The 23,397-nt window shown below is 56.8% G+C and carries 20 protein-coding genes and 3 pseudogenes; 11 read left to right on the top strand and 12 right to left on the bottom strand.

Going from position 1 to position 23,397, the window contains the following annotated elements; translation table 11 throughout:
- Positions 1–281: 281 nt before the first annotated feature.
- From cas2 to acnA, 10 genes and pseudogenes are all read right to left on the bottom strand, one after another.
- On the bottom strand, positions 282–572 hold the full coding sequence (gene cas2 / locus AUQ37_RS00875) for a CRISPR-associated endonuclease Cas2 (RefSeq protein WP_058747021.1): 291 nt from the start codon (positions 570–572) through the stop codon (positions 282–284).
- Position 573: 1 nt separating this feature from the next.
- Positions 574–1,604, bottom strand: a pseudogene (gene cas1c, locus AUQ37_RS13305) (type I-C CRISPR-associated endonuclease Cas1c).
- A complete protein-coding gene (gene cas4 / locus AUQ37_RS00865) occupies positions 1,601–2,260 on the bottom strand; it encodes a CRISPR-associated protein Cas4 (RefSeq protein ID WP_058747020.1) in 660 nt (219 codons plus the stop codon). The pseudogene cas1c and the gene cas4 overlap by 4 nt, the downstream one beginning before the upstream one ends.
- Before the next feature lie 15 nt (positions 2,261–2,275).
- Positions 2,276–3,142, bottom strand: coding sequence for a type I-C CRISPR-associated protein Cas7/Csd2 (cas7c, locus tag AUQ37_RS00860; protein ID WP_058747029.1), 867 nt, complete (start codon positions 3,140–3,142; stop codon positions 2,276–2,278).
- Positions 3,143–3,147: 5 nt separating this feature from the next.
- Positions 3,148–3,759, bottom strand: a complete 612-nt coding sequence (locus AUQ37_RS12750; protein ID WP_157844226.1) for a type I-C CRISPR-associated protein Cas8c/Csd1 — start codon at positions 3,757–3,759, stop codon at positions 3,148–3,150.
- A pseudogene (locus AUQ37_RS11735) lies at positions 3,641–5,024 on the bottom strand (type I-C CRISPR-associated protein Cas8c/Csd1). Before AUQ37_RS11735 ends, AUQ37_RS12750 begins: the two are co-directional and overlap by 119 nt.
- Positions 4,999–5,709: a type I-C CRISPR-associated protein Cas5c gene (gene cas5c, locus AUQ37_RS00840; protein ID WP_058747016.1), complete on the bottom strand. Its 711-nt coding sequence runs from the start codon at positions 5,707–5,709 to the stop codon at positions 4,999–5,001. Before cas5c ends, AUQ37_RS11735 begins: the two are co-directional and overlap by 26 nt.
- 9 nt (positions 5,710–5,718) lie before the next feature.
- Positions 5,719–7,650 (bottom strand): CRISPR-associated helicase Cas3', encoded by a 1,932-nt coding sequence (gene cas3, locus AUQ37_RS00835; RefSeq protein WP_058747015.1) that lies wholly within the window; start codon positions 7,648–7,650, stop codon positions 5,719–5,721.
- A 4-nt stretch (positions 7,651–7,654) separates the two neighbouring features.
- Positions 7,655–8,098 (bottom strand): CRISPR-associated endonuclease Cas3'', encoded by a 444-nt coding sequence (locus AUQ37_RS00830; RefSeq protein WP_058747014.1) that lies wholly within the window; start codon positions 8,096–8,098, stop codon positions 7,655–7,657.
- A gap of 274 nt (positions 8,099–8,372) precedes the next feature.
- Positions 8,373–11,018, bottom strand: a complete 2,646-nt coding sequence (acnA, locus tag AUQ37_RS00825) for an aconitate hydratase AcnA (protein ID WP_058747028.1) — start codon at positions 11,016–11,018, stop codon at positions 8,373–8,375.
- 102 nt (positions 11,019–11,120) lie between these two features.
- Between acnA and AUQ37_RS10415 the strand changes: the two genes are divergently transcribed.
- From AUQ37_RS10415 to AUQ37_RS00790, 8 genes and pseudogenes are all read left to right on the top strand, one after another.
- On the top strand, positions 11,121–12,527 hold the full coding sequence (locus AUQ37_RS10415) for a hypothetical protein (RefSeq protein WP_058747013.1): 1,407 nt from the start codon (positions 11,121–11,123) through the stop codon (positions 12,525–12,527).
- A gap of 193 nt (positions 12,528–12,720) precedes the next feature.
- A complete protein-coding gene (locus tag AUQ37_RS00815) occupies positions 12,721–14,283 on the top strand; it encodes a hypothetical protein (RefSeq protein ID WP_157844224.1) in 1,563 nt (520 codons plus the stop codon).
- Positions 14,280–14,750 (top strand): hypothetical protein, encoded by a 471-nt coding sequence (locus AUQ37_RS00810; RefSeq protein WP_058747011.1) that lies wholly within the window; start codon positions 14,280–14,282, stop codon positions 14,748–14,750. The genes AUQ37_RS00815 and AUQ37_RS00810 overlap by 4 nt, the downstream gene beginning before the upstream one ends.
- 258 nt (positions 14,751–15,008) lie before the next feature.
- Entirely contained in the window at positions 15,009–15,575 is a 567-nt protein-coding gene (locus AUQ37_RS00805; protein ID WP_235584766.1) for a transcriptional regulator, read from the top strand.
- A 2-nt stretch (positions 15,576–15,577) separates the two neighbouring features.
- A pseudogene (locus AUQ37_RS13300) lies at positions 15,578–16,628 on the top strand (hydroxymethylglutaryl-CoA synthase).
- 2 nt (positions 16,629–16,630) lie between these two features.
- Entirely contained in the window at positions 16,631–17,083 is a 453-nt protein-coding gene (locus tag AUQ37_RS11715; protein WP_235584763.1) for a beta-ketoacyl synthase N-terminal-like domain-containing protein, read from the top strand.
- The gene (locus AUQ37_RS11710) at positions 17,080–17,793 is read left to right on the top strand and encodes a hypothetical protein (protein WP_235584762.1); all 714 of its coding nucleotides are present in this window, start codon (positions 17,080–17,082) and stop codon (positions 17,791–17,793) included. Before AUQ37_RS11715 ends, AUQ37_RS11710 begins: the two co-directional genes overlap by 4 nt.
- Positions 17,793–18,203 (top strand): Zn-ribbon domain-containing OB-fold protein, encoded by a 411-nt coding sequence (locus AUQ37_RS00790; RefSeq protein ID WP_235584761.1) that lies wholly within the window; start codon positions 17,793–17,795, stop codon positions 18,201–18,203. Before AUQ37_RS11710 ends, AUQ37_RS00790 begins: the two co-directional genes overlap by 1 nt.
- 385 nt (positions 18,204–18,588) lie before the next feature.
- Here AUQ37_RS00790 and AUQ37_RS00785 read toward each other — a convergent pair whose 3' ends face one another.
- On the bottom strand, positions 18,589–19,044 hold the full coding sequence (locus tag AUQ37_RS00785) for an SEL1-like repeat protein (protein ID WP_058747009.1): 456 nt from the start codon (positions 19,042–19,044) through the stop codon (positions 18,589–18,591).
- A 122-nt stretch (positions 19,045–19,166) separates the two neighbouring features.
- On the bottom strand, positions 19,167–19,610 hold the full coding sequence (gene cgi121, locus AUQ37_RS00780) for a KEOPS complex subunit Cgi121 (protein ID WP_058747008.1): 444 nt from the start codon (positions 19,608–19,610) through the stop codon (positions 19,167–19,169).
- Positions 19,611–19,749: 139 nt separating this feature from the next.
- Here cgi121 and AUQ37_RS00775 point away from each other — a divergent pair, with 139 nt between their 5' ends.
- From AUQ37_RS00775 to AUQ37_RS00765, 3 genes are all read left to right on the top strand, one after another.
- Positions 19,750–20,694, top strand: coding sequence for a homoserine kinase (locus AUQ37_RS00775; RefSeq protein WP_058747027.1), 945 nt, complete (start codon positions 19,750–19,752; stop codon positions 20,692–20,694).
- 1 nt (position 20,695) lies between these two features.
- Positions 20,696–21,916 (top strand): threonine synthase, encoded by a 1,221-nt coding sequence (gene thrC, locus AUQ37_RS00770; RefSeq protein ID WP_058747007.1) that lies wholly within the window; start codon positions 20,696–20,698, stop codon positions 21,914–21,916.
- 191 nt (positions 21,917–22,107) lie between these two features.
- Entirely contained in the window at positions 22,108–23,397 is a 1,290-nt protein-coding gene (locus AUQ37_RS00765) for an ATP-binding protein (RefSeq protein WP_201013599.1), read from the top strand.

The following is a 23,397-nucleotide window of genomic DNA, read 5'->3' as shown; positions in this document are numbered from 1 at the left end:
GGTGCGACTCAGCAATCGTCGAATTTGAGCCGCATAATCGGGGTTTCAATCCACGCACCCGCGAGGGGTGCGACGGTAAGCGGCAACGATGCAATATGCAAAGGTAATTGTTTCAATCCACGCACCCGCGAGGGGTGCGACAGTCATGAATTAATACATTGAGATATAAAACATCCATCAATTTTGATATTCGTAATTAAATGTGCGAATTTCGAAAATTGTTTATGTATTTCGTAGCAATGGAGAGTCTAAATAATGGGGGATTTGCTGGGCGCTTATAGTTAGAAAATCAGTGTTCCTTCAAGATCTATGGGGCGACATGTGCCCATATGTATAATCCGATTTGCAGGGATATCTCCAAGGTCATAAATTCTTATCGAATCTTTCTCCGGATCTATTACCTTTCTAAGGCTGTCTTCAAGGACAACCCTTTGGGATGGCGTTACTTTGCATTCAAAAACTGATTTCTGAACGCGGATGCCGTAATTAAGGCAGATTCTTGCGACTCTGCGGAGTCTTCCGGCCCCGTCTTCTTCCGACGTGCAGACATCATAAGTTATGAGCACAATCATATCACTGCACCAGTATAAAGGGGGGATATCCGTCGATCTCGCCCCTGATGCTCCTTGCAAGAAGGCTTGCCTGAACAAAGGGGACAATTCCCATAGGGACATTCTCATTGAGGAAAGGATGCCTGACATTGCCTTTCTTACATTCCTGCCATTCCTCAAGTACTGATTTTCTGCCGCCGTCATCAAGTAGCACCGCCCCGCCCTCTTTTTCTATGAATCCATTCTTGTCGAGCAGACCGAGGTTGATCAGGCGCAGGGCTACACGATCCGCTGCGGGTCTGAACTCTTCCATCATATCCAGGGCCAACGACGCTCTTCCAGGACGGTCGGTATGCATGAATCCTACGTATGGATCAATACCCACGGATTCTAGAGCTGAAGCAATGTCGTTTGCGAGAAGGGCATAAAGAAACGATATCAATGCATTGAACCTGTCCCGCGGAGGTCTGCGGTTGCGTCCGCGTATAAAGAAATTATCCTTATCTTTCAGAATGAGCTGATCCAGGCATTCAAAGTAAGCTGTGGCAGCGCATCCCTCGATACCTCTGAGTTCATCTGCGGACTCGGCTGATATGGCGTCTTCAGTGGCTTTTTTCAGGGTTTGGATACATGAGTTCATTTTGGCAGGATCGATCGATCGGGGTGATTGCTGAAACCTTTGGACAGTACCTTTCTGCAGTTGACCAGTTTCCCGCGCACCATATGTTTGGCGATATTCAGCGATCTGACGGGGTCATCAGCTATACGATACTGCTCTCTTCTCAGAAGGACGTTGCCTCTTATCTCACCCTGTACCGATGCTATGAATCTTCCGTGATCTGTCATGAAGGAGACGGAGACACCGTTCTCAGAACAGAGCCTCATCGCATACGGTGAAACACCTATATTGCCGAAACATACCAGAGATTGGATGTTGAATACTGGTATCCGTCCAAGTTCTTTCTCCTTGGTAGATACGACCAAATTGGTTCCATCCTTCCTTATGTACGATCCGTCAGTGGTCACATAAAGTGTGTTGAGCAGATGTTTCAATTCGATTCCTCCATTCTCTGAAGATAATCTTCGGAATCAGAATGCCCTAAGGCCTCCGGCATGCAGATGTTCTGAAGAGAGCATTTCCTGCACATCGCCGAGGGCTCAGCTTCAGGAATCTTTCCATAAGACATGGCTGAATGCATATCTTCAGCCAGGAGTTCGGTCTTTCTTCTCAGGTCTTTGCTCATTTCTACAGTCTTGCGCCGTCTTTCCTCTCCGTAGAACAGTTGCCCGAACTCTATTCTCGCTCCGAACGTCTCCTCAAGCGCAATCGCCTCGGCGCACAATTGGACTTCGTCCCATTCCTCTTGTTTCCGATGGCCCACTTTATATTCCACAGGGATGATTTTGTAACTTCCTTCGTGTATGCCTACAGGGACACCGTCGTCACTTCTGCGGAATTCCACAACATCGCATTTTCCGGTCAGGCCCAAGGAAGATGAAGATACAGGCACAGCACGGGCGATTATCAGATCTCCTCTTTTCTCCTTTATAGTGGGATCGTCGGCGACTTCATGGAAAATCTGACCTGCGGTTGTCCTGGCATCATCCTCCCATGACTGCTCCAGGTTGATCAGCGCCCACTGCCTTCTACAGAAGCAGAAATGCTGGATGCCAGACATCTGGAGATAATCTTCTTCCTGGTATTTCATGGAAGGATGAATTGTTCATTCGTAGATTTCAGGCTTAAGCCCTTCGAGTTCTGACAGCTTTATCTCATAGTCCTCGATGCCGTGGGGCTCGCTGACCTTGGGCGTGACTGTGAGCGAACCGTGCACCTTTGCCGAGGAGTACTGTCCGCCGGGGCAGTTGTGCTTCCACCAGTAGACCCTTACGACATCCATGCTTCCGTCCGGACGGGCAGATGAGGAATCATTCTCAAAGAGTGTGATGAGGGCATTCTTAATGGCCTCAGCGTCTTCATCCGAGAATCCGGTCTTCTGGGCTAGTTGGGTGTTGATGCTGCCGTATACAGTATATACAGCGTGGTCCACGCGGTGCTTCATTCCCATTGTGTCGCTTCCGCGGGTTTCGCTCTCAACGGAATTCACGGATTTGGTGATCTGCAGACTGGTGATGGTAACCGGGGCCGCGCTGAATGCCGGGCGGATAGAAACAGGCCCTCTGATGCCTATCGAAACCCCTTTGCTGTTCTCAAGACCCTCTTCCTCGCCTTTCTTTGACTTGCCTTTGTTGCTGAATGCGAAGAGCTGTCCGAAGGAACGGACATCAATCCATTCGTTGCAGACTGCTTTGACGAGGTCGTCTGCGTTCTTTCCTTTGACGATCGGCTCGGCACGTTCCCGGAGGCTCTTATATCCATCGTCTGACCTATCGTCTGACTGGACGAATATCTTTAAACCCATGTCCTGAAGTCTGTTGCGGATCTTGCGCTTGATACAGACGTCGGAAATCTCCCCGTAACCGTCGACGGTTGTCCGGGGGCGGTTCCCGTTGAGAGGATCTCCATTGGGGTTAGCTCCGTTTACGGTCATAATTATTGCGAAGTCGATTTTGTTCTTTATTGCGGTCATTCCTGTCACTCCTCTTCTTCATTGTCTGTGTTCTTTCCTCTGAAATGCTCCTCTCTCTGGCAGTGATATGCCAGGAGGAACTCTCCGCTAAGCTTCTTGTTGTTTCTGAAGTCGTCTCCCTCGAACATGTCCATGATCTTGGAGATCTCGGACTCGTAATAAGAGACCATTTTTCCCAGCCTTGCCTTGTACGGTACAAGCGCGAGCTCGATATCCTCCCACGTAGTGTAGGGAAACTCCGAGAATCTCTGCATGTACCTGATTGCAGTCGTCTGTCTGTCCTCATTTGTTTTTCTGAGTGCGCTGCTCTCAAGGAGGTCGGCCATTGCCAGTAGCCTCCCGTAGAGGTAGTCTCTCGTCTTTCTATCTTTTTCCAATGTCATCTTGTATTTTCCTCCCGTGTAGCCGTTGTATGCCGAGCACGCGATGCTTAGGTTGTTACGCCAATCCGCAATCCCTTTGAAGGAGAGCGGGTTGGAGCAGCGCCTGACTGCGCACTCAGCAATGTCTCCCGGCATGTTGCCTTCGTTCATTATGCACTCGAGGATCCTCATGATTGATTTCTCTTCGATCTTCTTCTGAGTATCGCTCCTGTTCCCGTATGCGGTCTTTACGATGGCCGCAGGCGAGGAGGCCCCATAGAAGGTAATGCTCTTCTTGGGATCTTTTTTTGTCTTTTGCGTAAGTATGTTTCCATCCGCAGATCTCCTGCCATCTTTCTAATTTCCTGACGAAATCGTTTCCTAGTTCATCGCGGAACATCAGGATGGACATGCGTCCGGGTACTGCCGAATCTATGGCCATCAGGAAAACTGTTTCATTGAGAATCTTGGAATTGTATCCCCTAAGCCTGCTGTTTATGCGTATCGCGTTCTCGATGCCTGTATCTGCAATTTTCGGTTCATCCTCCCGGTTCCATTCCAATGGATCATCTACGGGGTTGCTGACCTTTTCACCAGACAGAGTCCACGTAATGATGCAAAGGTCCCCCCATCTGTATCCCTGACGTCTGATGAGCCATCTCAGGGCACTGTGCATCTTGAGGCTGGCATCCATTCCTATTCCGCACACTTGGTTGCTGTCTGTGAAACGTCCGCGGAATGTGAATCCTGATTTGTCATTGGAGGTAATTAGCTTCGCCTTATCTCCGCTCCTCCGGATATCGGCAGGATGCTTGGAAGCCAGAGGGACGATTTTTCCGGTGATGTAGTCCAGTCCCTCGTCTTTATTCAGAGAGTTGCAGTAGTCTATCCACGACTGGTGAATCGCTTCATCGTTCCAAGTATCCGTCATTACGTCATCTTTGGATTCTACCGCCCACCTGACCATTGCCTTCTGCTGTTCGGTGGTCTGAGCTATCTTGAAAATCGGGTAATCGGATGTTTCGTGGTTTTTATTGACCAGTTTGCCTGCTTCATCAGTGAACAGCACTCCGGCTTCCACAAGGTCTGAGATTATCGTGTTCTTCAGGAGATAATCGCGTACGGCCTTAATCTTTGGATTGGAGCAGCTGCTGTCGCACCAATCATTAAGCAGTCCGATGTATTCTGCGTGCGCACCGGTTTTCGTTTTTGCTCTTCGCATCATCAGGGGGATTGGCCAGATAAGCTTCGATGTCCGATGCAAGATATTCGATACTATCGCAAAGGGGGTGAGGTGCGATCCCGCTGGTCCTGTTCTCCGAATCTTCGGTGCAGGGGATTACTGTCGGCTGCATATCTTTAGGCAGGATTTTGGCGCTGATGAAATCGCCCTTTTCACTGATCCTAATTTCGATATGGATGTTGCGGACCGTGTGATGCAACGGGAGCAGGGGATATTCGCCGGTGGCGCCGCTTTCTTTATCTGAACATTCGTCATAAGTTTTGACGAGCACCTCCATCCAGTTCATTCTTCAGCCTCCAAGTTAACAGGGATGTTGCGCGATGGTAACTATAGATGTGCTTGCGAATCTGGCACATTTCAGGGCGGATGTAATCTATGATGCCGTCGGTCATCATGGGGGTCCAGAAACGTACATCGAGTCCGTTCGTCCCTGTTTCATCGGCATAGTCGAATCCATGGAACATTAGCCCGAAAGTCACGGAACCAGTCTGATCATAGTCGCCCTTTCCATCCTCGAAGCTGCACGGCACCACATATGCCTGGCACTTCCTTGTTCCCAGAAAAATGTCACGCCGGCCTCCGCGCTCAAGGGCTCTGACTGCCTGGAAGTAATGCTTGTTCTCGTTGCGGTCTTTCGCCAGGTCCTCTCTATTCATATTCCACTCGAAATGGGCCCGGACATGATAGTCCACGCCGGACAGGTAGGAGTAGATCGATAGATCGTTTCCCCCACCGTAATTGAGGTTCTTGATGCTGACCGATTCGTTGCGTATCCTTTTCATTATGCGTACCGAATCGACGTACCAGATGATCGTCGGTTTCCAATAGATAGATTCGCAGATGCCTTTGAGGGCTTCATATGTCGGTACTGGATAACTGAACTTCTCTCCGCCGACCTTCGTAACAGGGTCTGTGAAAAGTGCCCTTCTCCCATATACTGAGAATTCAATCTGATTTTTCATTTTCCTTCCTCACAGAAGCATGGTTTTCATCACTGGTTCATTCACGAGGCCGTAGTCTTCGTCATAGTAACCTTCAGCCAGGCAGTAGAGTTCGGTCTCGCCCCCGATCGCATATGCCTTATGTTCCGTCAGCATCCTATTTAGATTATGCACATTAACTGCATACTTCTGCAGAGATATGAGCAGCCTCCTCCTCTCTGCAATACTGTAGCCGTTGCCCTGAAGGGCGGAAATGGCCGCTCTGGCATCATCATTATACGGAACGACCAGGCAATCTGTCCCGTCAATGACGTTGAATCTCGAGTTGGCTACGGAGAAAGATTGTTTCAAGGTGATATTATTCACCGGGCGGCCCGATTTTTCAGAGGCTCTCTTGTAATTATCCCATAAGATGGTGTTGGTAGACAGAAGGTCAAATTCTGTCTTTCCCATATCTATGGGATAGTCGTAATATATTTTGTGACTGTTTGTAAAATAAAGTTTAAAATATTTCATGATTGAAGCAGGTTTAAGAATATCGTCCGTTTCACGTATGACCTGGTTTGCGAAATCCCTTCCTCTCTCTATTTCAGGCAGGCTTCCGAGGTTTTCATTGGTATCGACGACGTAGACTTTACCAGTCTCCTTCAGTGCATTGCGATTGCAACGTCCAGCCGCTTGTGCAATCGAATCCAATCCTGCAGTGCATCTTATGACCGTCTCGAAATCGACATCGATCCCAGCCTCTATCAGTTGCGTGCTCACGCATATGACTTTCATTTTTCCGAGGACGTCTATCATTTCGTCGAGTTTTTTCGAACGGTGCATCTGGCACATATTGGTGCTGAGGTGATACAATTTCACGTCGTCTGGAATCATGGTTTGAAGCGCAGAGTGGACGTTCTTCGCCATAGTCTTTGTATTGACGATGATGAGCACGCTTCCCGATTTGTTGATCAGATCACATGCCATGGAGGCTACGCCTTCCGCGGACATCGGAGGGGAATCGACCTTCTCTATCTTTACACGTTTCATCGAAGAGAATAGGCCACCTACATCTCCGATGATCTCCCGGGGGACTGAAGAGGAGAGAGGATGCCTGCCATATTCCTCGAAAGGCAGTTGTGTTGCAGTGCACAGTACGACGCTAGATCTGCAGAATTCGGTGAGGAATCCCAAAGCCTCATTAAACAGACTTAGGCATTTGACCGGAATCTTCTGAACTTCATCGAATATAATCACGGAATTGGTCAGATTGTGCATCCTTCTAAGACGTTTGGTGCCACCAGCATAGATTACTTCCAAGAATTGAACGACGGTCGTGAAAACTATCGGAGAATCCCATGTATCCATTGCGAACGATGCGGTTGATGGGTCATCGGATTCATAAACATCGATGTTGGAATGGCATTCAGTCACGTTATTGTCTCTGGGTGAACGGTTTAAGATGCTTTTTACCGCCTTGGCATTCTGATCAATGATGGTTGTGTACGGGATCACATAGATTATGTGATCCATGCCGTAGTGTTCCGCATGCTCGAGAGCGAATCTGAGACTTGAAAGGGTCTTACCTCCACCGGTGGGAACAGTCAGGCTGAAAAGCCCTTTGGGCATTGACGACGCTGCGAAGCATTGGTCTGAGATTGTACGCCTTATCTCGTCAAGCGAATTGCGGACAGGCAGATTCAAAGTATAATCATAGAATCTGTTCTTGAGCAGTTTCCAATCGGCTTTCTTCGAACGATATGTGCGATTATCCTGGAATTCCATGGTGTCAGTGCGATCAGCATCGACAAGGGCGCTAAGAAGCAGCCTTGTCAGCAGGCCCCACTGGAATGATACGTTCGAAGCCTTTCTGTCGCATTTTTCATAGATGTCTCTGACGGCCTTTGACAATTCATTCAAGGCGGCATTCTCTGCTACCTTGATTTTTTCCATCGACAGGAATCCTACCCTGTTCATGGCCTCATTCAGATGTGTTTCGTCGTCGTTTTTTCACCATGCGTTCCCAATAGCGGTTTCTTCCGTCTTCGGTTATGCAATCGATAAGACCGGAATGATGCGATGCAATGGCCAGTTCCATCATCTGCAGTGAAGTCTTTTTGAACGAATCTTCGGCGGTTTTCGGATTCTGCGTTTCCGGATGGGAATCGAATAGGTATTGTGCTCCGGCAGTAGAATGGTCTATCTCTCCGCGGGAAGCGTCCGAATTACCTGCGACATATTGATTGAATACTTCCGTAGCCTTTCCAAGATCATGCAGGAGGCCGAGGAGGCGGCCGGTTTTCACCAGACCGACTTTTGATAGGAATGTGGATGCTAGCTCGGCGGTCCCTTCCAGATGGTCTTCCAGAGTCTGGATTACTTTCGAATCGCCGTCTTCTCTTATGTGAGCGATGTTGGCCGGCATTCAATCCTCCATGATATAGAATATTCGATAATGTATATGTAGTTTGTTATGTTATATAACTTATTAAAGTTATATTTTGAAATCAATCCAATTGAGCCATTTTTAATTCTGGCTATCTTTGTTTCCAATGCGGGGGTCTCAATGGCCAGAGGGCCTCCTATCAGGCAGTCAGTTCGATCGGCCGCAAGATGCATCTTCAGGGCGATAATCGGACTCAAAAGCCTGTTATTTTATATATTATGAAAAGAAGGGCCCCTTCCGGGACCTAATAAGTTTATTCAGCAATCATCCTTCTCATCACGAACTGCAGTATCCCGCCGTTGGCGATGTACTGCACCTCGATGGGGACATCGGCGCGGCAGACGGTCTCGAACTCGATCCTCGACCCGTCCTTCTTCGCCGCCGTTACCTTTACGGCCTTCTTGGGCGCCAACCCTTCCAGGTCGATGTCGTATGATTCGGTCCCGTCCAATCCCAGCTTCTCCGCGTTCTCGCCTTCCCTGAACTGCAGCGGGACGATACCCATGCCGACGAGGTTGGACCTGTGGATCCTCTCGAACGACTCGGCGATGACGGCCCTGACGCCCAGCAGCATCGGTCCTTTGGCGGCCCAGTCGCGGGAGCTCCCCATGCCGTAGTCCCTGCCGGCGATGACGATCAGCGGCGTTCCGTCGTGCAGGTATTTCCTGGACGTCTCATAGACGAAGTCCACCGTTCCGTCCGGGATGTACTCGGAGTATCCTCCCTCGGTCCCCGGAACTATCTGGTTCCTCAGCCTCACGTTCGCGAACGTCCCGCGCACCATGACCTCGTGGTTGGCTCTCCTCGAACCGTAGGAGTTGAAGTCCTCCTTCTTCACGCCCAGGGAAATCAGGTACTTCCCGGCGGACGTGTTCTCGGAGAACTGCCCGGCGGGCGAGATATGGTCGGTGGTTATGCTGTCGCCCAGTTTCATCAGGCACCTCGCTCCGCGCACCGATGCGATCCCCGGCTCCTCGGAGAGGAGCTCGAAGTAAGGGGGGTTCCTGATGTACGTCGACTTCGGGTCCCAGGAGAACAGCGGGGTCTTGGGGACCTCGATGGAGTTCCAGAGGTCGGAGCCTTTGTAGATGCCGTCGTACCCGTTCCTGAACGCTTCGGAGGTGACGTACTCCGCCATGAACTCATCGATCTCCCTGTCCGACGGCCAGAGGTCCCTCATGAATATCTCTTTCCCGTCCTTCATCGCCAGCGGCTCGCGGTCGAGGTCGATGTCGACCCTGCCGGCGATGGCGAAGCAGACGACCAGGGGAGGGGACATGAGGTAGTTGGCCTTCACCAGGGGATGGATCCTGCCCTCGAAGTTCCTGTTGCTGGAGGCGACGGCGGCGACGGCGAGGTCGCGGCCCTTGATCATCTCCGTCACCCTGTCGGAGAGCGGCCCGGAGTTGCCGATGCAGGTCATGCATCCGTAGCCGCAGTTCTGGAATCCCTCATCGTCGAGGTACTTCTGGAGCCCTGAGCGCACCAGGTAGTCGGTGACCGCTTTGGACCCGGGGGCCAGGGAGGTCTTGACATACGGCCTCGGCCTCAGACCCAGCTCGGACGCCTTCTTCGCCACGAGCCCGGCGGCGATCATCACCGAGGGGTTGGCGGTGTTGGTGCAGCTGGTGATCGAGGCGATGGCGACCGAGCCGTCGCCCATCGCATCCCCGGAGGGCGCTCTCTGATTTTCCACTCCCAGCGCCTTCAGGGTCTCCGCGAACCTTTCCTTCATCTCCGAGATGGGGATCCTGTCCTGGGGCCTCTTGTGGCCGGCGGCCGACGGGACCACCTCGGAGAGGTCCAGCTCCAGCGTGTCCGAGTACTCCGGGATGTGCTCCGGGTCGTACCAGAGCATCTGCTCCTTCTCGTAGATCTCCGCCGTCCTCACATGGTCCTCGGACCTGCCGGTGAGGCGGAGGTACTCCATGGTCTTCCCGTCCACGGGGCAGTAGCCCATGGTGGCGCCGTACTCCGGGGCCATGTTGGCGAGGGTGGACCTGTCGGAGACGCCCAGGGACTGGTACCCGGGGCCGAAGAACTCCACGAACTTCCCTACGACGCCCTTCCGCCTGAGCATCTGGACGGCGGTGAGGACCAGATCGGTGGCGGTGACGCCCGGGGACAGCTTCCCGGTGAGCCTGAAGCCCACCACGTCCGGCAGCCTCATGTAGGACGGCTGCCCCACCATGACGGCCTCCGCCTCGATCCCTCCGACCCCCCAGCCGGCGACGCCGAGGCCATCCACCTGGGTGGTGTGGGAGTCGGTCCCGAAGCAGGAGTCGGGATACGCGATCTTCCTGCCGCCTTCCTCTTTGACGTGCACCAGGGGCGAGAGGAACTCTATGTTCACCTGGTGGCAGATGCCGCTCCACGGGGGGACGGCGCGGAAGTTCCGGAAGGCGCCCTGCGCCCATTTGAAGAGGGCGTAGCGTTCCCTGTTGCGCGAGAAGTCTATCTTCTCGTTCCTCTCCATGGCGTCCGCGCATCCGGAGACGTCGGTCTGGATCGAGTGGTCGATGACCAGGTCCACGGGTATGAGGGGGTTGACGGCCTCAGGGTCCTTCCCGGCGGCGGCCATGGCCTCGCGCATGGAGGCGAGGTCGGTGACGGCCGGCCCGCCGGTGAAGTCCTGCAGGAGCACCCTGGCGGGGATCCAGGGTATGTCCGCGTCGTTGCCGCGGGGAGACCAGGAGGCTATGCGCCTGACATCGTCGTCCGAGATGGTCTCGCCCCTCTGCCTGAGCACGCCTTCGAGCAGCACCCTGATGGAATAGGGGAGCCTGCGCAGGTCCCCGGCAGCCCCCTTCTTCTCGAGCTCTCTGAGGCTCCAGATGGTCAGCTCCCCCTCGGGGGTGCTCAGGGTCTTCGTGCAGTCGCCGATTCCGGCTTCGTTCATCATCGGCTCTCCATCGCGGGACGGTATTAAAACAATGCCAAGGCCGCGCTCCGCGCCCGTGCGCACGGGCACATAAATATCGCGCATCCTTTCCCGGCACCTATGAAGAGCCTTGTTTCCAAAAGCATGAAGGAAGGGCTGGTGGCGAAGCAGCTGGCCATCATAAACTCGGAGGTCCCGGTCCTGGTGATCTTCGAGGGCGGCAGCGGGAGGGTGATCTCGAAGGTCGTCAACGAGCTCGACAGGGTCATGGAGCCCCGCGGGGTGAGCTACTGGCACTTCGATGTGGATGCCTCCCCGTCGAAATCGCTGGCGCGCATGCTGCAGGCGACCCCGGCGAAGTCCCAGATATGCATGTTCGACCGTTCCTGGTACTCCCTGGCGGTGAATAAGTACGAAGGGGGCCCGGAGCAGCTGGACAGGGCGGTGAAGGCCATCAACCGCCTGGAGGAGTACCTGATCGACAGCGGCACCAGGATCGTCAAGATCAGGCTGGCCGTGTCCCCGCAGATCATGAAGCAGTATGCCGAGGAGTACCGCCCACAGACCGCCATCAGCGGTACCTTCCTCTCCGTAGACCATCTGGATCATTTCAAGTACTACTCGGTCATGGACGATTTCATCGCCGCCACCGATACCAAGCGCGCTCCCTGGGACACAGTGAAGGTGGGACCGCTGGCGGAGACGGTCGCCAAGGCGGTCAGGGTCCTGGACGCCCGCTTCGGCGAGATACTTGGCGGGAAGGCCCCGGAGTCGGACAGGTGCCACGAGCTGAAACTGAAGTACCCCAACCCCAGGGAGGGCCTGGTCCTCGACCCGCCCGAGGGGGAGGATGGGCAGGAGCTCAAGAAGAAGATCGACAAACTCTCCAGGAAGCTCGAGAGGCTGCAGGTCCTGCTGGCGATCTCCGGCAGGACCGTGGTCCTCGGTTTCGAGGGCTGGGACGCGGCCGGGAAGGGAGGCTGCATCAAGCAGATATCCCACGCCCTCAACCCCCGCGGCTACAGGGTGATGAGGGTCGGGAAGCCCACCGACGAGGATTACGCCCACTCCTACCTCTGGAGGTTCGCCAGGAACCTCCCGGGGCCCGGGAGGATATCCATCTACGACCGCACATGGTACGGGCGGATGATGGTGGAGCCCATCGAGGGCCTCTGCACCGAGGAGGAGTACCAGCGCTCGGCCGGGGAGATCAACACCTTCGAGGCCATGCTCGCCTCGTACGGCGCGATCGTGATCAAGTTCTGGCTGGATATCGATAAGGATACCCAGCTGGAGAGGTTCAACGAGAGGAAGGACGACGCTCTCAAGTCCTGGAAGCTCACCGACGAGGATTGGAGGAACCGCGAGAAGTGGGACATCTACGAAGGCTACGTCGACAGGATGATCTCGTCCACCAACACCCCGTACGCCCCGTGGGTGGCGGTGCCGGCCAACAACAAGAAGTATGCGCAGTACACGGTGCTGAAGACCGTGGTCGACGCGCTGGAGAAGGAACTGAAGTACTGAGGCGCAGGACGGCGGGGGCATCTCCCCCGCCCGGCGTTCTTCTCGGTTCATCCCGGCCGGGGCATCCTTTACGCGGATGGGAAAAGAAAGGTCTTTCTGTATCTGGGTTAAGATAAATGCTATAAACGCGTAAGCGTTTCTTTTCTCACACCGGGGCATTCTTATGGTTTCGAAAACCGTGATAATGATTATCGTGGCGGCTGCAGTGGCCGTCTCCGTCGCCGGCGTGGTGATTGCAGAGGGGGGGGGGGACGACAGTCCCGATCCCAGTGTCACATTCGTTGCCGACGGGAAAATCGTAAGTGAAGTCGAATACGGGAAAGACGACTCTTCTCTGCCGCCATCAAAAGTTCCGGCCGTGCCACAGAAGGAAGGCTACACTTCCAGATGGAGCAGTTATTCTCTCAGCGGCGGGGATGTAACCGTGAATGCGGTGTATTCTCCTATAACGTACTATGCCACCTTCACCATCGGAAATGATAAGGTCGCCCAGGTTCCTTTCACTGTTGAGACCAAGGAGATAAAGGTTCCCGATGCCCCGCTGAAAGACGGATACCATGTGGAATGGAGCAGCCACACGGTGCAGGCGAGGTCTTTCGAGATCAGCGGGAAATACGTCCCCACTACCTACAAGGCGACATTCATCGACACCAAGGGGACAGCTGGGACATCCGACGACATCTCTTACGTCAGATACTTCACCGTCAATACGGCCGCAGTCTCTGAGCCTGCGATATCGGCGAAAGCAGGGTATACGACAGCATGGCAGAACTACACGCTGGGACTCGGAGATATCACCGTACGGTCGGTCTACACACCCATCACTTACAAGGCGACGTTCATCGACACCAAGGGGACAGCTGGAACATCCGATGATACAACTGTCGCCGTCAGGTACTTCAACGTTGCTTCAGGATCGATCAGCGAGCCTGCCCTGCCTGCTAAGGCCGGGTACAAGGTCGAATGGTCCAGATATTCTCTGGGGGCATCGGATATAACTGTGAAGGCTGTCTACAGCCTGATCTACTATAAAGCGACGTTCGTCGATACCAAGGCGACGTCCGATAGCTCTGACGATACCACGGTCGCCGTCAGATATTTCTCGGTCGAGAACCCGACCGTCAGCGAACCGCCGGTCCCTGCCAAGAAAGGCTTCACCGTGACCTGGCCCAGCTATACCTTGGGAACCTCCGATATTACTGTGAAGACTACCTATGTCATGAATGTCTACACGGCCACCTTTGTCGATACCAAGGGTACCGTTTCCCCCTCGGACGATAAGGTGGTGGCCACCAGGAACTTCAATGTTTACAGTACGTCGATCTCCGAGCCTGCAGTCCCGAGCAAGGTCGGCTACAATGTGACATGGTCAGGCTATACTCTGGGAACTGCCGATATCACTGTGAAGACCGTATACAGCATAATCTCCTACAAGGCGACGTTCGTTGATACGCACAATACCTCTGCATCTGCCGATGACACAATTGCCGGCATAATGTACTTCACAGTCAACACGCAGAAACTAGAGCCGCAATCCTTCGTTAAGGACGCGTCCTTGAGATATTATAATGTGGACTGGGGATTTGTTCCAGGAATGCATCAGAATGTGACCCTGAGGTCGTCCTATTCTCCGTACTATGCCGATGTGAATGTGACCTTGGTGAACCACTTCGATGAAAGCGCGCCCATCTCCCTGTATGTTGACGGAACTGTTTACGGAACATACACCATCGCTTCCGGCGGCAGCGGACCGTGACCGTCCATGAGGTGCTCAAATCGGATTCGAAGAGCATGTCCCTCTTCGCCAGTGGCACCGCCGGCGGGAAGACCGTGAACTCCGGTACCGTAACCGAGACCCTGGTGAACAAGGGGCAGTTCAGCGAGAAGTTCGTCCTCGATCCGGGCGCCCATACGGCCAACATCGTGGTCAATGTCTTCAACAACAACTCCACGTTCGAGTCGAAAGTCACCAACTTCTACTTCAACGGGACCAAAGTGAATGACAGTGAGGTCGGATCGGTATCCTGGCACATCGATCCCAAAGGTACGATTGCCGTGATGTTCAGTTACACGTTCTCCCAGTTCGATGCCGCTGTGCACGTGACACTGGACGCTCAATGCAAAGTCGTCACATGGATCGACGAGAACTCCGGCAGTGCCGACGTGACCATGCACGGTTCGGAGACGGCCTACACGGGCATAATATCCGTATCCAGGGCCTGAGGGGTTCGAAACATTTTACGGTCCGCTCTGCGGACCGTTCTTATCAAAGAAACTCAGCATCGCCTCGCCATCCGTCAATCGACGGAATAAAAGTACGTCACCGTTATATAGCAAGCGTACGATAGTCCATCCGATGTCCGACGAACTTCGGGAGAAGATCGCAGGCGAGATAGTTCTGGCGGCAGAACCGGGCAAGACCATCCGCAAATGGAGGGAGGAGTTCGGCGTGTCCCAGTACCAGCTCGCGGACGCATGGGGGTGTCCCACAGCGTCGTCAGCGATTACGAGTCGGGCAGGAGGAAGTCCCCGGGGGCCCAGGTGATCTGCCGGATGGTGGATGCCTTCATAGCCCTCGATGACGCCAACGGCGGCGCTGTGCAGAACAAGTACATGCCGAGCCGGCGCCTGGACTGCATCATCGCGATGGACGAGTTCCCGGAAGGGGTGGACGAAGGGGTCTTCATCCGCGCCATCCAGGGGACCAACATCAACCCGGTGAAGACGCCGAAGAAGAGGATCTACGGCTACACGGTCGTGGACTCGCTGAAGGCCATCCTGAGCCTGAGCTCGCAGGATTACATGAAGATCTACGGCTGGAGCATCGAGAGGGCCCTCATCTTCACGGACGTGCACTACGGGCGCTCGCCCATGGTCGCCATCCGCGCCCACCCGCTGACCCCGGCGATGGTAGTATACCTGAAACCGGACAGGACGGACCCGCTGGCCATCAAGCTGGCGGAGAAGGAGGGCATCCCGCTGGTCACCACCGAGATGGCCGTCGACAGGCTGGTCGACAGGATGAACGCACTTAAGGAAGGGAAATGAGAATGGAAGGAATAGTCAGCTACGGGGCCTATGTGCCCAGGTACAGGATCAGGCCCGAGGAGATCGGGCGCGTCTGGGGTGTCGACGGGGCCGCCCGCGGCAAAGGACTGATGATAACCCAGAAGTCGGTGCCGTCCCCCGACGAGGACGCCGTCACCATCGCGGTCGAGGCCGCGAGGTACATGCTCGACCGCGTCCCGGAGGTCGACCCCGCCGATATCGGCGCGGTGTACGTCGCTCCGAGAGCCACCCCTACGCGGTCAAGCCGACCGCGTCCATCGTCGCCGAGGCCATCGGGGCCACGCCCGCCATGACCGCGGCCGACCTCGAGTTCGCCTGCAAGGCCGGGACCGCCGGCATCCAGGCGGGCCTGGGCCTGGTGAAGTCCGGCATGGTGAAGTATGCCGTCGCCATCGGCTCCGACACCTCCCAGGGCGCCCCCGGGGATGCGCTCGAGTATTCCGCTTCCGCAGGCGGGGCGGCATATCTGCTGGGTACCGAGCACGTCATCGCTCAGATCAACAGGACCCTTTCGTTCACCACCGACACCCCCGACTTCTGGAGGAGGGAGGGCATGATGTACCCGGTCCACGGAGGAAGGTTCTCCGGGGAGCCGGCCTACTTCAGGCACGTGACCTCCGCGGCCAAGATGATGATGGAGGCCATGGGGACGGAGCCCGGGGACTACGACTACGTGGTCCTCCACCAGCCAACGGGAAGTTCCCGACCAGGGCCGCCAAGATGCTCGGGTTCACCCCGGAGCAGCTGGCCCCCGGCCTGCTCACTCCGGTCATCGGGAACACCTACTCCGGAGCCGTCCCGCTCGGCCTGGCACATGTGCTCGACCATGCGAAGGAGGGCGACAGGATCCTCGTCGCCTCCTACGGATCGGGCGCCGGATCGGACGCGTTCGACATCACCGTCACGCCTGAGATCGGCTCTTACAAGAGGAGCGCCGCGCCGGACCTGGACAGCATCACCGCCGACCCGGTCTACATAGACTACGCGACGTATGCCAAGTTCAAGAACACCATCAAGATGCCGGAGGAATGAGCATGAGGGAAGTTGCAGTGATCGGCGCGGGCTCGACCGTCTTCGGCGAGCTCTGGGGCAAATCGTTCAGGAGCATAGGGATCGAGGCCGGCGCCAAGGCCATGGCCGACGCCGGGCTGTCCGGCAGCGAGATCGACGGGATCTACTTCGGGAACATGAGCGCGTCCCGTTTCATCAACCAGACGCACACCGATGCGCTCGTCGCCGACTACACCGGGATGGCCACCAGGAACGTTCCAGCGGTCAGGACCGAGGCGGGAGGAGCCAGCGGCGCCGTCGCCTTCAGGCAGGCCGTCATGGCCGTCGCCTCGGGGATGCAGGACGTCGTCATCGTCGGAGGCGCCGAGAAGATGACCGATATGGACGACGACTCCATCAACATGGTCATGAACTCCACCACCGATGCGGAATGGGAGGCCGGCATGGGCGTCCCCCTGGCGTCGATCTACGCATGATCGCCCGCAGGATGATCCACGAGGGCATCGCGACCCGCGAGGGCATCGCCGCCTGCGCCGTCAACTCGCATTTCCACGGGGAGTTCAACCCCGATGCGCAGTTCCGCAAGGCCATCAAGCTGGAGAGCGTCCTCAGGTCCGGCCCGACCTGCGACCCGCTCACCGTCTTCGACGGGGCGCCCATCTCGGACGGGGCCTCGGCCGTCATCCTCTGCCCCCTGGAGGATGCCAGGAAGTACACGGACACGTACGTGAAGGTGGCCGCCGTCTCCCAGGCCAGCGATACCCTCGCGATGACCCAGAGGCAGTCCTTCACCTCCTTCGCGGCCACTAGGGTGGCGGCCGCGGACGCCTATAAGGCTGCAGGGATAACCGCGGCGGACATTGACGTCGCCGAGGTCCATGACGACTTCACCGTCGCCGGCGTGATGGCCCTGCAGGACCTGGGACTGTACAAGAACGGAGGGGAGGCCTTCCTCGACGGGTCCACCCGCTTCGATTCCGGCAAGACCGCGGTCAACACCTCCGGAGGCCTCAAGGCCAAAGGGTACCCGATCGGCGCCGCCGGCGTCTCGCAGATCGTGGAGCTGTACCAGCAGCTCACTGGACGCGCGGACGGGAGGCAGGTGAAGGATGCGAAGTACGGCCTGGCGCAGTCCGCCGGAGGAACAGGCTCCGCTGTGGCCGTTTCCATACTGGAGGCGATCTGATGGCAATGGTTTCCGCCAAGGAATGGCGTGAGATCCCGGGAAGGTACAACCTGATCGGGACCAAATGCGGCAAGTGCGGGAGGATCTACTTCCCGGCCAGGGCGTTCTGCCCCTACTGCAGGCGCGCGTCCGCCGGGCAGATGCAGCCCTTCGCCCTCAAGAGGACCGGGGAGGTCTATTCCTTCTCCATCGTCCACGAGGCGTCCGGGTTCAACGAGAGGCAGATGCCTTACGCCGTCGCTATGGTGAAGAACGACGACGGGGTGTTCATCGAGGCCCAGCTGGTCGACGTGGATCCCGCCGATATCAAGATCGGCATGCGCGTCCGCGCCGTCATGAGGAAGCTCAACGAGGACGGCGCCGCCGGCATCATCCACTACGGCTACAAGTTCGTGCCTGCGAAGGAGTGAACTTCCGACTGAAACATCTTACCGGGGCCCGGTCCCGGGTTTTCCCCTATAATCTTGTGCCATCCGATGCAAGACTTTTCTCTGTCTCTTGCGATAGGGCGATGCTGCCGGCATCGGCCCGGACGGCCCTCGGCGGACGGTCTGCGGATGCGTTATTCTTCAGGATATGTGCAGGGGCGCATGCGCGGAACGGGCGTTCGCGGCAATGAACATAAAACAGCAAACAAGTGTGTGGCCTCTCCCGGCAAGGAGAGGCAGAGTGGTAATGGCTTAGAAGAAAGCCAATACTAAACTAGAGCGATATTATTTAAATTATTCGCTTTAATCGCGAATATGTTCGTATTTTTGTTTGTTCTAACACAAATGGATAATTAATCCATCTAGTTTAGGGCCGGCTCGGGGCCCGGCCGGCATCCTGCTGCTCCCAGCCCATGCTCGCCTTGAGGTCCCTGGCGGCCTCGCCTGCCTCCGCACATCCCGAGCTGTACGCTTTCGCATAGAGGACCATGGCGACCTCGGGGTCCTTCCTCACCCCGTCGCCCTCTGCGAACATATCGCCTGCCTTCTTGACGAAGGCGGGGCTCCCGATCCTCTCCTTGAACCCGGTACTGCTCTCGGAGGCAGCGAGCCCCCTGCGGTCCATGTCGATCAGCGCGCAGGCATCGATGTACCATTCCGCCGCCTTCGAGCGGTCCTCGGCCCTCCCGCGGCCGTACCAGCAGTCGTCCCCGGTCTCCATGTAGTGCGAGGCTCTCGAGACCTTCCCGGCGGTCTCCCCCTTCCCGTTATCGGGGGAGACGGCGTCCACGACCGCGTTGTAGACGGCGTCGACTCCGTCCACTGCCTTGCCGACCGCCTTGTCGAAGGCTTCTTGGTGCTGTCCAGTATCTTGCCTATGCCCATCTGCGGCATCCCTTCCCGGATATCCTTACCGTTTATGCCGATTTAAAGGGAATCATTGCTTCATGAGGTCCACCGAGGCCACCGCCTCCAGGACGCAGTCCTCGGGCGGAACCCCGGGGAAGAGCTCCGCCCCCAGGTTCCTCGCTTTCTCCTCCGAAGGCGCGAACAGGGAGTCGTCCTCCTCCGCGCGAGCCCCGAGATGTCCGGGTCCCGGGAGCCCAGGACGACGGCGACCATGTCGCTTCCCTTCGGCCTCATCTTCTCCAGTGCCTTCCCGATCTGCCTCTCGGCGGCGGCGTACATGACCGTCTCGGTCGCCATCGTCCTCGAGCGGTTCCTGCCCTCGGAGAACGCGCGCTCGGCATGCATGGCCGCCGAGACGCAGTGGTCCCTCCCGCACACCATAGACGGTTCAAGCAGGACGGCCTCCAGCCCCCGGGAGCGGAACCACTCCGCGGCGCCGGCGAACGATGCGCCCCTGAGCCCTATGACCGAGACTTCCATGCTGCCCGCAACACACGGGCCTGCCTTTAAACCATCGCCCGCATTCCCTTCACGGAACCCTTTCCCGATGCTCTGTTCTGTACGCGGGACGCGCCCGGACGATGTTACTTCTTAATAAGGGAAGACGATGGAGGCGCCGATGGAAAACAGCGACGAATGGATCAGGATATCCGCGCCGGCCACGACCTCGAACATAGGGGCGGGCTTCGACATATTCGGGCTCGCTATTCATGAGCCCGCGGACATCATCGAAGGGAGGAAGATACCTTCCGGCCTCGTCATCAGCGGGATCGACGGGCCCGGCTCCGAGGGGATCACCCGCGACCCGGAGAAGAACTCCGTCACGATCGCCGCGAAGGCCGTCCTCGACGCCATGCACGCCGACTTCGGGATAGAGGTGAAGATCCACAAGGGCATCAGGCCCTGCTCGGGCATCGGCTCCTCCGGGGCATCGGCGGCAGGCGGGGCGTACCTCGCCTACGTCATGACCGGGGAGAAGATGCCCAAGGACCAGCTCATCATGTGCGCGGCCCAGTCGGAGAAATACACTTCCGGCGCCGTCCACTGCGACAACGTGGCCCCGTGCATCCTCGGAGGGTTCACGGTCATCCCCTCCTACGAGCCTTTCGAGGTGCTCCGCATAGAGCCCCCGAAGGACCTGGGACTGGTCGTCGCCCTGCCCGACGTCATGGTGGCCACCGCCGATGCGAGGAAAGTGCTCCCGAAGGAGGTCCCGGTGAAGGACCTCGTCTTCCACACGGGGCACTCGGCGGCCATGGTGTATGCGATGATGACAGGGGACCTCGGCCTGATCGGACGGTCCGTAAAGGACGCTGTCTTCGAACCGGCCAGGAAGCACCTGGTGCCCCACCTGGCCGAGGCCGAGAAGGCCGCCACGGACGCCGGGGCCATCGTCTCCTTCATGGGAGGCTCCGGGCCCGCGATCATGGCCTTCTACGACCTCAAGAAAGGGAAGCAGCTCGGCGACAGGATCGCCGATGCGATAAAGAACGTTTACCGCGATGCGGGAATGAAAGTGGACGTCTGGGTAACTGTCTGCGGCAGCGGATGCAGGAGGATTTGAAATGGTAGAACACAAAGTTGTTTGCTGGAAGTGCGGAAACGAGGTCAAGGACCCGTATGTGAACCTGTGCCCCAAGTGCGGCGGCCTCCTGACCATCAGGATCGACCTGTCCAAGGCATCGGAGAAGAACCCCGAGGACCTCAGGCAGAAGCCCCTGGGGGTCTGGAGGTACGCCGACTTCATGCCCGTCGACGAGGCCCACAAGGTCTCCATCCAGGAGGGCGGGACCCCCCTGTACAAGACCGAGGCCCTCGGGGCGGCCGTCGACGTCCCCAACGCCTACGTCAAGTTCGAGGGGCTCAACCCGACCGGGTCCTTCAAGGACCGCGGCATGACCGTGGGCGTGTCCCACGCCAAGGAGCTCGGCGCCAAGGTCGTCGGATGCGCTTCCACCGGGAACACCTCCGCCGCCCTCTCCGCATATGCGTCCAAGGCCGGCATGAAATGCGCCGTGTTCCTCCCCTCCGGCAAGGTCGCCATGGGCAAGCTGGCGCAGGCCCTGTTCTTCGGGGCCAAGGTGCTGTCCGTCGACGGCAACTTCGACGACGCGCTGGCACTCGCGAGGAAGATGGCCGACGAGAGGAAACTGTACCTCCTCAACTCCATCAACCCCTACAGGCCCGAAGGCCAGAAGTCCGTCATGTTCGAGATCTGGGACCAGCTGGGCTTCGAGATGCCCGACAGGGTCATCCTGCCCGTCGGCAACGCCGCCAACATCTGGGCGGTCTACAAGGCCTGCATGGAGCTCAAGGAGCTCGGATGGATCGACAAGGTCCCCAAGCTGACCGGCATCCAGGCCGCCGGCGCCGCGCCCGTGGCCAACGCCTTCGCGGAGGGTGCGACCGAGTTCGTGCCCGTCGGCAGCCCTGAGACCGTCGCCACCGCCATCAGGATAGGGAACCCCGTGTCCGGGCAGAAGGCGCTCAAGGCCATCTACGACACCAAGGGATACTGCGCCACCGTCACCGACGATGAGATCATCGCCGCCCAGAAGCTCCTCGGCAGGAAAGAGGGCATCTGCGTGGAGCCCGCTTCGGCCGCGTCCGTGGCCGGCCTCAAGAAGCTCCGCGAGATGGGCATCATCGAGAAGGACGAGACCGTCGCCTGCATCTGCACCGGCAACGGCCTGAAGGACCCCGATACCATCCTCGCCAACGTCCCCAAGCCCATACCCTGCCAGAACTCCGTCGAGGATGTCGAGCGCATCCTCGCCCAGGACTGAAGCCGAAAACTTTGCCGGGGCGGAAGCCCCGGCCCATTCTCCATTTTCATAACGCGAGTTCTGCCGTGGCCGGTCTGCTGCCGAACGGCGCAACGAAAACCGTCCAAATGGCGCAATTGAATTCAGCCAAATGGCGCAACGAAAACCGTCCAAATGATGCAACGGATTAATACCCAGATAAGCATATTAGCATGAGGAAGCAATCGATGGAAACCAATGAGAAATATATCCCCAGGATCGTCGATAAATTGCTTGAGTTCGATCTCAGGTCTGCTGGGGCCATATGGATCAAAGGTCCGAAATCTTGCGGGAAATCTACGACAGCGGAGCAATTCGCCAGGTCTTCTGTAAACATGCAGGATGCGGATACGCACGATCTGCTTGTTCTGAAAGCCAAGAACGGGCCATCGGCTTTCCTTGACAATGAGCCTCCGTTCCTGATCGACGAATGGCAGGAGATCCCATTCATCTGGAATCAGATAAAAATCGAAGTTGACAAACGCAACGAGTTCGGCCAGTTCATCATAACCGGATCCAAAAATCCGCCCCAGAAAGTAATGGAAGAACTTCACAGCGGCGAGGGCCGTTTCACTATCATAGTGATGAGGCCTATGACTCTCTACGAATCCGGCGAGAGCTCAGGAGAGATATCAATCAGGTCCCTCTTCAACGGAGAGTCTCCGGAGCCTGCCCAATCGAAGGCCACCCCTGACGATTACGCTTTCTATGTCGCGAGAGGAGGATGGCCCCAAGCGATCGGAAAAGAGAGGGACGTGGCGCTCATCCAGGCAGTGAACTACTACAAGATGCTGGTGAAAACGGGGCTTTCTCAGGCGGACGGGGTCAAGCGCGATCCTGCAAAAGTCGACAGGCTTCTCCGCTCCTATGCCCGGAACTGCGGGACCCAGGCGAGCTACGCCACCATGGGCGAAGATGTCTCTTCGGGGGACGGGCCAATCTCGGAGAACACCGTGGCATCGTACATCAAGGCCCTGAAGAACATCTATGTAGTAGATGAATCGGAAGCATGGAATCCGAACATCAGATCCAAAACGGCCATCAGGACCGGGCCGACCAGATATTTCGTCGATCCGTCCCTGACGTGCGCGGCCTTGGGGCTGGGCCCGGAAGGCATATTATCGGATTCCAGGCTTTTCGGATTCCTTTTCGAGGGCCTTTGCATCCGCGATCTCAGGGTGTATGCGGAGAACATCGACGGAACTGTCAAGCACTATCGCGACAAGAATGGCAGGGAATGCGACGCAGTGATTACACTCAGAGACAACAGTTGGGCGGCCATAGAGATAAAACTGGGAGCGTCGAAGGAAGCCATTGACGCTGCGGCATCAGGCCTTCTGGCACTGAATGACGATGTCGAAGGCAGGCCCCCGTCCTTCCTCATGGTCCTCACGGCAACAAATGTTGCTTACAAGAGGGGTGACGGCGTGTGGGTGGTCCCCCTCGCCTGCCTGGGCCCATGA

It is taken from the genome of Candidatus Methanomethylophilus sp. 1R26 (assembly GCF_001481295.1).
Taxonomy (GTDB): domain Archaea; phylum Thermoplasmatota; class Thermoplasmata; order Methanomassiliicoccales; family Methanomethylophilaceae; genus Methanomethylophilus.
The sequence above is the reverse complement of the archived record's forward strand: the minus strand, read 5'-3'. Positions and strand labels throughout refer to the sequence as shown.

Bases quoted from the DNA above. Each gene is read 5' to 3' on its own strand.
- cgi121 (WP_058747008.1), bottom strand. From the start codon at position 19,610: ATGGAAGTCTCGGTCATAGGGCTCAGGGGCGCATCGTTCGCCGGCGCC.
- AUQ37_RS00765 (WP_201013599.1), top strand. From the start codon at position 22,108: ATGAGGAAGCAATCGATGGAAACCAATGAGAAATATATCCCCAGGATC.
- AUQ37_RS10415 (WP_058747013.1), top strand. From the start codon at position 11,121: ATGAAGAGCCTTGTTTCCAAAAGCATGAAGGAAGGGCTGGTGGCGAAG.
- AUQ37_RS11710 (WP_235584762.1), top strand. From the start codon at position 17,080: ATGATCGCCCGCAGGATGATCCACGAGGGCATCGCGACCCGCGAGGGC.
- acnA (WP_058747028.1), bottom strand. From the start codon at position 11,018: ATGAACGAAGCCGGAATCGGCGACTGCACGAAGACCCTGAGCACCCCC.
- cas7c (WP_058747029.1), bottom strand. From the start codon at position 3,142: ATGACCGCAATAAAGAACAAAATCGACTTCGCAATAATTATGACCGTA.
- AUQ37_RS00830 (WP_058747014.1), bottom strand. From the start codon at position 8,098: ATGCCGGCCAACATCGCTCACATAAGAGAAGACGGCGATTCGAAAGTA.
- AUQ37_RS00775 (WP_058747027.1), top strand. From the start codon at position 19,750: ATGGAAAACAGCGACGAATGGATCAGGATATCCGCGCCGGCCACGACC.
- AUQ37_RS11715 (WP_235584763.1), top strand. From the start codon at position 16,631: ATGAGGGAAGTTGCAGTGATCGGCGCGGGCTCGACCGTCTTCGGCGAG.
- cas2 (WP_058747021.1), bottom strand. From the start codon at position 572: ATGATTGTGCTCATAACTTATGATGTCTGCACGTCGGAAGAAGACGGG.
- AUQ37_RS00790 (WP_235584761.1), top strand. From the start codon at position 17,793: ATGGCAATGGTTTCCGCCAAGGAATGGCGTGAGATCCCGGGAAGGTAC.
- cas5c (WP_058747016.1), bottom strand. From the start codon at position 5,709: ATGAAAAATCAGATTGAATTCTCAGTATATGGGAGAAGGGCACTTTTC.
- thrC (WP_058747007.1), top strand. From the start codon at position 20,696: ATGGTAGAACACAAAGTTGTTTGCTGGAAGTGCGGAAACGAGGTCAAG.
- cas4 (WP_058747020.1), bottom strand. From the start codon at position 2,260: ATGAAATACCAGGAAGAAGATTATCTCCAGATGTCTGGCATCCAGCAT.
- cas3 (WP_058747015.1), bottom strand. From the start codon at position 7,650: ATGAACAGGGTAGGATTCCTGTCGATGGAAAAAATCAAGGTAGCAGAG.